Genomic DNA, 8,142 nt, shown 5'->3' with positions numbered 1-8,142 from the left:
CAGACCGCCGCCACCGACATCGGCCAGGTCAACCGCGGCGCCGCCGAAACCGGCTCGGCCTCGGAAGAGGTGCTGCACTCGGCCAAGACGCTGTCGTCCGAAAGCACCCGCCTGCGCGCCGAGCTCGACCGCTTCATGGGGAATATCCGGGCGGCGTAAGCTCGAAGCGCGCCACGCACTCCGTCGTCGTCCTGGCGAAAGCCAGGACCCATTACCCGAAGTAGCAGTTATCGGGCGACTGCTAACTCCGAGTCATCGCCAAATTGCTCCCTGGGGTGATGGGTCCTGGATCGGCGCTCCGCTCCGCTGCGCTTGTCCAGGACGACGTGGCACTCACTCCCTCCCGAATGCCCGCTTCAGCTCCACCTTTGCCCGCTCCAACCGCGTGCGCTGCGTCTGCGGCAGCGTCTTGCCGGCGCGATTGATGTAGAACGTCAGCATCGACAGCGCCGAGCGGTAGGCGCCGGTCTTGCGGCGCGCGCTGTGCTCGGCCGAGCGCTTCAGCGAAGTCGCGATCTTCTTCGCGCTGGTCAGCTTGAACACGCCTTGTTTGAGGTCGAGCGCGTCGCTCTCCTTCGTCACGCGCTGTGACCAGCGCTTCGGTGCGGCGCGTTTGGTGCTCTTGCGCGCCGCTGTTTTGCGAGCATGTGTCGTCTTTCTGAAATGTGTCGTCTTTCTGGCATGAGCCATGCGTCAACTCCTTGCGGCTCCACCGAAACCAGCGGCGCGAACGGTCGTTCCACGAGGAACCTGCCCTCGCCGCAGACGTTGTCGCAGGTGGCAGGCGGAATGCCGCACCCCCTTTGATCGGATCGCCCCCGTCCACGCCATGTGAACCGGGGCCATGTCCATTGGTCAGATGCAACAACGCGATGGAATTGCAGCGAAGCCCAGCGCCGGACGATGGACCTGTGGTCTCCACGGCGCACGCGGCCGATCGCATCATCGAAACCAGCATTCCCGCACGGCTTGACGCGCTGCCGTGGAGCGGGTTTCACACCCGCGTCGTGCTCGCGCTCGGCATCACCTGGATTCTGGATGGTCTCGAGGTGACGTTGGCCGGCGCGCTCTCCGGCGCGCTGAAACAGAGTCCCACCCTGCATTTCTCCAATCTCGATCTCGGTATTGCCAATTCCGCCTATCTCGCGGGTGCCGTGCTCGGCGCGCTCGGTTTCGGCTGGCTGACCGACCGCATCGGCCGAAAGAAGCTGTTCTTTATCACGCTCGCGCTCTATCTCTCGGCGACGGCCGCGACCGCTCTGTCATGGAATGTCGCGAGCTACGCGCTGTTTCGCTTCCTCACCGGCGCCGGCATCGGCGGCGAATATACCGCGATCAATTCGACCATCCAGGAATTGGTGCCGGCGCGCTATCGCGGCTGGACCGATCTCGTCATCAACGGTAGCTTCTGGATCGGTGCCGCGATGGGAGCCGTGGCGGCCATCGTGCTGCTCGATCCCGCGGTGATCGGCCCCGATCTCGGCTGGCGTCTCGCTTATCTCATCGGCGCGGCCATCGGCCTCGTCGTGCTCTTGATGCGGATGTGGATTCCGGAGAGTCCGCGCTGGCTGATGATCCACGGCCGTCCCGACCAGGCCCACGCCATCGTCGACGAGATCGAGCGCTCGGTGCTCGGACACGACCAGGACATGAGCGACGGGCGCTTCGCCAAGATCCGCCTGAAAATGCGGAGTCACACGCCGATCCGGGAGGTCGTGCACACGCTGTTCTCGGTCTACCGCCAGCGGGCGATGGTCGGTCTCGTGCTGATGATCGCGCAGGCTTTCTTCTACAACGCCATCTTCTTCACCTTTGCGCTGGTGTTGACCGATTTTTACGGCATCAGCGCCGATCATGTCGGCTGGTATCTGCTCCCCTTCGCCGCCGGCAATTTCCTCGGTCCGCTGCTGCTCGGGCGCCTGTTCGATACGCTCGGCCGCCGGACCATGATCATGTTCACCTATGGGACGTCGGGCCTGTTGCTGGCGCTGTCGGGTTATCTGTTTTCGATTGGCGCCTTGAGCGCGCAAGGGCAGACCATCGCCTGGATGGTGATCTTCTTCTTTGCCTCGCCCGCCGCGAGCGCCGCCTATCTCACCGTCAGCGAGACGTTTCCCTTGGAAGTCCGCGCGCTTGCGATCGCGGTGTTTTATGCGGTCGGCACCGGCATCGGCGGCGTGATCGGCCCCGCATTGTTCGGTGCGCTGATCGACACGGGATCACGCACCAGCGTGTTCGCAGGCTATTTGCTGGGGGCGTTCCTGATGATCGCGGCCGCGATCGTGGCGTGGCGCTATGCCGTCTCGGCGGAACGCAGATCGCTCGAAGAAATCGCGCGGCCGCTTGCTTCCATGGAGTAGACTATGAAATCGGAACTGGCTGAATTGGATCAAGAGCGCGCCATGGTCGACGATGATGCACCCGATGCGGTGCCGGTGCCCCACGCGCTCGTGCCGCATCTCAATGAAACAGCGATCCTGCTCGACATCGACGGGACGCTGCTCGACCTGATGCCGACGCCGCGTGAGGTGTGGGTGCCGCCCGGCCTGTCGGAAACACTGAACCGGTTGACGGAGCGCACCTCGGGCGCGCTGGCGATGGTCAGCGGCCGTTCGCTCAACGACATCGACCTGATCTTCGCGCCGGATGTCTTTCGCGCCGTCGCCGGCCACGGCGCGGAGATGCGGCTTTCGGTGGACAACGAAGCGGATGCCGTCAGCGCGCCGCCGCTGGACAAGGAGCTGAAGCGGCGGCTCGCGGCGGTTGCCAAGCTCAGTCCCGGCATTCTGCTCGAAGACAAGGGCTATTCGCTGGCGCTGCATTACCGCCTTGCGCCGCATGCGGAGAAGGCGATCTATGAATCCGTCTCGTTGATCCGCGCCGACCTGCCCAACGCGCCGATCGAGGTGCTGCCCGGCAAGTTCGTTTGCGAGATCAAGCATTCCGGTTTCACCAAGGCGACCGGCGTGCGCGAGTTGATGAAGCACGAGCCTTTCAAGGGACGCCGTCCGATCTTCATCGGCGACGACGTCACCGACGAGACCGTGTTCGCGATCATGCCCGACATGAACGGGCTCGCCTTCTCGGTCGGCCGCCGCGCCATGGGTGTCAACGGGCACTTCGACGCGCCGAACGACGTTCGCGCGTTCCTTGCGCGGCTGCTCGACGACTCAAGGTTAGAATAAGGCGCCGACATCTCGAAGCCACATATCGCGCGCGTAATTCCCCAGCGCGTCGGCTTCATGCTGCGCGTGCCACGGTTCCAAAGCCGACTTTGTGTAGCGAAATCGTCGGGTTGCCTTGAGGTAAACCGGTTCCAACGCGCGCGCCCGAGTTTGGTTTCAATTGGTGCAAAGGATGATCAGGAACCATATTGATGAACGGCAGTTAAATGGGGTGGAATGAAACAGGAGGGGACGACCTGTGAACTTAGTCGTCGTTTCGAATCGCGTCGCGCGCGGCAAGCCCAACGAGCCCATGACGGGCGGTCTCGCGGCGGCGTTATTACCTGTCGTGGAACATTCGGGCGCGATCTGGGTGGGTTCCTCGGGCCGTGTGCGTGACGGTCATCAAAAGGAGCCTTTTGCCGAGATCGAAGCATTGGGTTCGGGCGCGATCGCGACGCTGGATCTGCCGGCGGCGCACTATGGCGGCTATTACGAAGGCTTTGCCAATTCGGCGCTATGGCCGGCGCTGCACTCGCGCAGCGATCTGATCCGCGTCTCGCGTGACGACTATGTCAGCTATCGCGAGGTGAACGCCTTCATGGCGCGCGCCTTGATGCGCTTCCGGAAAGCACAAACCGCGTTCTGGGTGCAGGATTATCATTTCCTCGCGCTCGGCGCGGAGCTGCGCGAGCTCGGCGTCGACGACCCGATCGGCTTCTTCCTCCATACGCCGTGGCCGGTCGCGGCGGTGATGCAAGGTGTGCCCAATCATCGCGAGCTGATCACGGCGATGCTGGCCTACGATCTGATCGGCTTCCAGACCCATGACGATTGCCAGAATTTTCTCGGCTATGTTGCGAGCGAACTCGGCCTCGCCGTCGAAGACGGCGTTGCGATCTCGCAGCATGGCCGGACGCGCTGCGAGGTGTTTCCGATCGGTATCGACGCCGAGAAGTTCGCGCAATACGCGGCGAAATCGGCGTCGCATCCGGACGTCTCGCGGCTGCGCCGCAGCCTCAATGGTGAGCGGCTCGCGATCGGCGTCGACCGGCTCGACTATTCCAAGGGCCTCGTCAACCGCATCAGCGCGTTCGACCGGCTCTGGACCGATCATCCGCACTTTGCGCGCAGCATCTCGCTGTTGCAGATCGCAAATCCCTCACGCGGTGCCATCGAAGCCTATGGCAATTTGCAGAACGAGGTCGCGCGGCTCGTGTCCGACGTCAACGGCCGTCACGGCGAGGCCGACTGGACACCAATCCGCTATCTCAACAAGGGTTTTAGCCAGGCCGTGCTGGCGGGTCTCTACCGCACCGCGCAGATTGGCGTGGTGACGCCGCTGCACGACGGCATGAATCTTGTCGCCAAGGAATACGTCGCCGCGCAAAATCCGGCCGATCCCGGCGTGCTGGTGCTGTCGAAATTCGCCGGCGCGGCCAACGAGCTCGACGCCGCGCTGCTGGTCAATCCGCACGACATCGACGGCATGGCGCGCGCGATCGCGGTCGCGGCCGCGATGCCGCTCACCGAGCGCAAGATGCGCTGGGATGCGATGATGAAGAAGCTGCGCGGCCACACCATCCAGCAATGGTCGGCGGATTTCGTCGCTGAACTGGAGAAGTGCCGGACGGAGAAGGCCGCGGTCGCGCCGCTCGCCAACCAGCCGCCGCAGGCGCTGCGCTGGCTCAAGTCGGCGATATCAGGTGTGCGGTTGATTTAGTCTCCTTCTCCCCGTTCTTGACGGGGAGGGCAGGGCGAAGACGAGAGCCTCAATAGCAATACGACACGCCCTCCAGAATCGCGCACTGCCGTTTGTTCGGCGCGTTCGGATCGTCGAGCGGCACCATGCCCTTGCCTTGGCCGACGAACACGCCGGGCCCGACATGCACCGAACTCTTGTTGCCGATGATGACGCTTTGATGCGGCGTCGCGCTTGAGCGCGTGCCGTCGGGCCAGAGGATGGCATCGCCCGAAAGCATCCCGCGCCGTCCGTCGTCACAGCTGACGTCGACCCCTTGCCGGGTGCAGACCTGTGCGGCGGCCGGCACGGCGAAGGCGGCGGCAAGGGCCGAAATCAGGCTTAGCGCGGCGATGGTGTGGCGGATGGTCATGGAGCCCCTGGTCTTGTTTGGCGGTCTTGAGTGAATCGTCGCACCAAACCCGCCGCCGGTTCAGCCGGCAGGCGGTTCCAGGCGTCGGCGTCGCGACTGATATTGTCTATAAAATACAATATCTTACCGAAAAATCACCCGATTTCCCCGCGATCCCTTGCAAAATCATCGGCGCGCCTTCAAGAGAGTGCGCTCCGGAGAGATGGCCGAGTGGCTTAAGGCGCACGCTTGGAAAGCGTGTGTGCGGGAAACCGTACCGTGGGTTCGAATCCCACTCTCTCCGCCATCAAACGTCTTTAACGCACTGAAGTAATAGGTATTTTCGACTAAAAAGGCGTGTTAGTCCCCAAGTTGGTCCCCAGCTTGTGGTTGATTGTCGTCACGGACGGTTGCGTCCTATAAAAAGTGCCAGGCCGGGAATGCAGTACATCAATACTGTTACACAGTTCGAGCAATTGCACTTCGATTCATCAAGCGTCACCATTTCCGCGCCCCTGCCCGATACCAAGGCTCTGCTCGGCCTCCGCCTTTCATCCGATCAAATAATCGGCCTCTCTGGAGCGCCCCGCGGCTCTACAATCTCGTTCAGCGTTTTGACCAATGCGACCACCTCCGGCAGCGAAGATGTTCCACCCGGGGTGTACTTCAATGTCGAAAACACTACATACCTACGGTCCGCAAACGTTATCGGGGTTTTTCGCGATGGCACGTCAACTTTTGGCGTTTACATCAAAACCGTTGACCTGCTGGCTGGAGGCCCCAAGGGCCTGGCTGCCCGGATGTTGGCGGTCATAGTTCGGCAAGCACTGGCAGTGGGCGGTTTCTCAAAGCTTAGGCTTTTTGCGGCGGGCGGGCGAAATTGGCCGGATATGAATCCGAGCACCGGCGAACGATGGGGCGGGTTTGTCGCGTGGCCCACGTACGGCTTCGATATGGATTTGCTGCCAGGAACCCTAGCCATAGCAAGCTCGTTTCCCCACTACCCCAAGGGCTTGCTTTCTCGACAGAAAGTGAGCGGAGTGCTAAGTCTACCGGGAGGCCGCGAGTACTGGAAATCCGTGGGGGACGGGTTTTATATGGATTTTGACCTTTCTACGCCCTCAACGGAGTCTGTTAAGACTTTGGACTCTTTTCTAGGAAAGGCTGGGTTATGAACTTCAAAGGAACCATTGTTAGCCTTGTCCGCTCCGCCGCGGACACTTTGAGCCATGGCCAGGCGTCGCATCGGGATCAACGGCCCGAGCCCACTATTCCGGTGTATGCTCCCAAGCAGATCACTGACGCGGGCAAGCACATTGATGAGCTGGCTGCTACAAAGCAGCCCTACGCCAACGTACATATCGAGTCCATTGGATAACGCGTGCTCCTATCGCGGCTTGTTGGGGGCGTGGCTCGTTTGTGCTTATGAGTATGATCTAAGTTTTCACCAGGGCTAGGTTTGATTCTCCAATATCATCCGCATCCGTCCATCTCATGGACTGCCTCGACGCCTAGAAATAACCGCCCTGAGTCCCTCGATTGTCAGTGCCGGCTTTTGCTGATGCAACATCGCATGGCAGTTTGGGCAGACCGGTCGCAAGTCTTGGATAGGGTCAAGGGAATAAGCCTCGCCCATCTCGCCCAGAGGCTTGAGGTGATGCACATGAATAAAACCATGGCCAAGATTTCCATAAGTGACGCCAAAATCAAATTCGCAAACTTGGCAGATCGGTTTCCAATGAGAAATACACTTCTTTCGGGCCGTGGGATTACGCTCATAGACATTTACAAGGACTGATCTTCGCTCCCCCTCCACTACAGTCGTATCTTCATCATCGAGTTCTTCCGGCAAAACGTATTCTTGACGGCGGCCATCAACCGAACGAAAGCGCCACCGAACCTTTACCGGCGTGGTGTCCAATACCTCCACTGGTCGTGCTGAACCGGCGAACGTGAATGGATCGCGCTGCCCTTCACGGTAAAACAGGTACACTCGTCCGGTAGGGGTTAGGAGTTTTCGGATATCGGGCTGACGAAGATGCGTGTTGGTTTTTGCGGACCACACTAGGTCGTCACCGACGAAACGATTTTCATAATCGTGCCCGGTGCGACCACTCGTTCCGACATTACAAAAAATAAACCAGTCCGGGCCGTGAGAAGTGTAGCCCGTGTACCATGGGCCGCCAGAATGCTTCGGTATGCCCACTGCGGCGAAGACATCGTTCCTGGTGTAGTAGGCCCCTATGCGGAACGGAAATGGCATCACTCCTTCTCGCTGCGCTGCGTTGCTTGCCACGTAATTCTCTGCGAATGCGATGAGACCGGCTAGGTCTTGAGCGGGATGAGGCGTTCCTTGTCTAGGAGCCCCTTCTTTGGTCGTTGCTGCACTGCGGATATATTCCTCGTGCAAAGGATCTATTCGATCCTTAGCGGAACGATATTCAGCGACACCGCCTGTGAAAGCACAATTCGGCCCGTGTATGGACGCATACGCAGAAGCGGAAACTGACAAACCCGCAAGACGACTGTCCGAGTTCGCGGTCGCTAACATAATCCGAAAGCGTTCATCAACGAAAGTAAAGGTCTCTACCTGGCCTACGTTCAGCCGGAATCCATTGTCCCAAACAGTTGCGGCCAAAGCAGCTGGTGCAATGCTCGAAGCGAGCTGTACCGAATGAATGAAGCGACTCAGAACGATGAGCCTATGGTCAGCATCGGGCAGAATAGACTCGATAACATCCCGTACAGCGAATGAATTCCCAACCATGCTACATCCCCTCTCCGCATCTCGAGCAAAATAATCTACCGGGCTTTTTCGGAGATTGGGACGACTTCCCGTTCCAAGTTCGCCTTCTTAAGCCGCTTTGCGCACCGCATATCAAGAG

Annotated in this window: 7 protein-coding genes and 1 tRNA gene; 5 read left to right on the top strand and 3 right to left on the bottom strand. The window is 60.4% G+C overall.

Annotated elements, in window-relative coordinates; translation table 11 throughout:
* Positions 1-333: 333 nt before the first annotated feature.
* A complete protein-coding gene (locus AC0L20_RS31265) occupies positions 334-690 on the bottom strand; it encodes a DUF3175 domain-containing protein (RefSeq protein WP_473294423.1) in 357 nt (118 codons plus the stop codon).
* 182 nt (positions 691-872) lie between these two features.
* Between AC0L20_RS31265 and AC0L20_RS31260 the strand changes: the two genes are divergently transcribed.
* The 3 genes from AC0L20_RS31260 (at position 873) to AC0L20_RS31250 (ending at position 4,887) form a co-directional block, all read left to right on the top strand.
* Positions 873-2,360 carry an MFS transporter gene (locus tag AC0L20_RS31260; RefSeq protein WP_473294422.1) on the top strand — a complete coding sequence of 496 codons (1,488 nt, stop codon included), beginning with the start codon at positions 873-875 and terminating at the stop codon, positions 2,358-2,360.
* A gap of 3 nt (positions 2,361-2,363) precedes the next feature.
* Positions 2,364-3,185: a trehalose-phosphatase gene (otsB, locus tag AC0L20_RS31255; protein WP_473294421.1), complete on the top strand. Its 822-nt coding sequence runs from the start codon at positions 2,364-2,366 to the stop codon at positions 3,183-3,185.
* Between the two features lie 238 nt (positions 3,186-3,423).
* Positions 3,424-4,887 carry a trehalose-6-phosphate synthase gene (locus AC0L20_RS31250; RefSeq protein ID WP_473294420.1) on the top strand — a complete coding sequence of 488 codons (1,464 nt, stop codon included), beginning with the start codon at positions 3,424-3,426 and terminating at the stop codon, positions 4,885-4,887.
* Positions 4,888-4,936: 49 nt separating this feature from the next.
* Here the strand turns inward: AC0L20_RS31250 and AC0L20_RS31245 are convergent, their stop codons facing one another.
* Positions 4,937-5,278, bottom strand: coding sequence for a hypothetical protein (locus AC0L20_RS31245; RefSeq protein ID WP_473294418.1), 342 nt, complete (start codon positions 5,276-5,278; stop codon positions 4,937-4,939).
* 196 nt (positions 5,279-5,474) lie between these two features.
* Between AC0L20_RS31245 and AC0L20_RS31240 the strand changes: the two genes are divergently transcribed.
* Positions 5,475-5,564 (top strand) — tRNA-Ser (locus AC0L20_RS31240).
* A 133-nt stretch (positions 5,565-5,697) separates the two neighbouring features.
* Positions 5,698-6,432 carry a hypothetical protein gene (locus tag AC0L20_RS31235; RefSeq protein ID WP_473294417.1) on the top strand — a complete coding sequence of 245 codons (735 nt, stop codon included), beginning with the start codon at positions 5,698-5,700 and terminating at the stop codon, positions 6,430-6,432.
* Positions 6,433-6,749: 317 nt separating this feature from the next.
* Here the strand turns inward: AC0L20_RS31235 and AC0L20_RS31230 are convergent, their stop codons facing one another.
* A complete protein-coding gene (locus AC0L20_RS31230) occupies positions 6,750-8,024 on the bottom strand; it encodes an HNH endonuclease (RefSeq protein ID WP_473294416.1) in 1,275 nt (424 codons plus the stop codon).
* Between the last annotated feature and the right edge of the window lie 118 nt (positions 8,025-8,142).

The organism is Bradyrhizobium sp. Kon58 (assembly GCF_055807455.1).
The sequence above is the reverse complement of the archived record's forward strand: the minus strand, read 5'-3'. Positions and strand labels throughout refer to the sequence as shown.

Coding starts and splice junctions, on each gene's coding strand:
- AC0L20_RS31265 (WP_473294423.1), bottom strand. CDS start 690: ATGGCTCATGCCAGAAAGACGACACATTTCAGAAAGACGACACATGCT.
- AC0L20_RS31260 (WP_473294422.1), top strand. CDS start 873: ATGGAATTGCAGCGAAGCCCAGCGCCGGACGATGGACCTGTGGTCTCC.
- otsB (WP_473294421.1), top strand. CDS start 2,364: ATGAAATCGGAACTGGCTGAATTGGATCAAGAGCGCGCCATGGTCGAC.
- AC0L20_RS31245 (WP_473294418.1), bottom strand. CDS start 5,278: ATGACCATCCGCCACACCATCGCCGCGCTAAGCCTGATTTCGGCCCTT.
- AC0L20_RS31235 (WP_473294417.1), top strand. CDS start 5,698: ATGCAGTACATCAATACTGTTACACAGTTCGAGCAATTGCACTTCGAT.
- AC0L20_RS31230 (WP_473294416.1), bottom strand. CDS start 8,024: ATGGTTGGGAATTCATTCGCTGTACGGGATGTTATCGAGTCTATTCTG.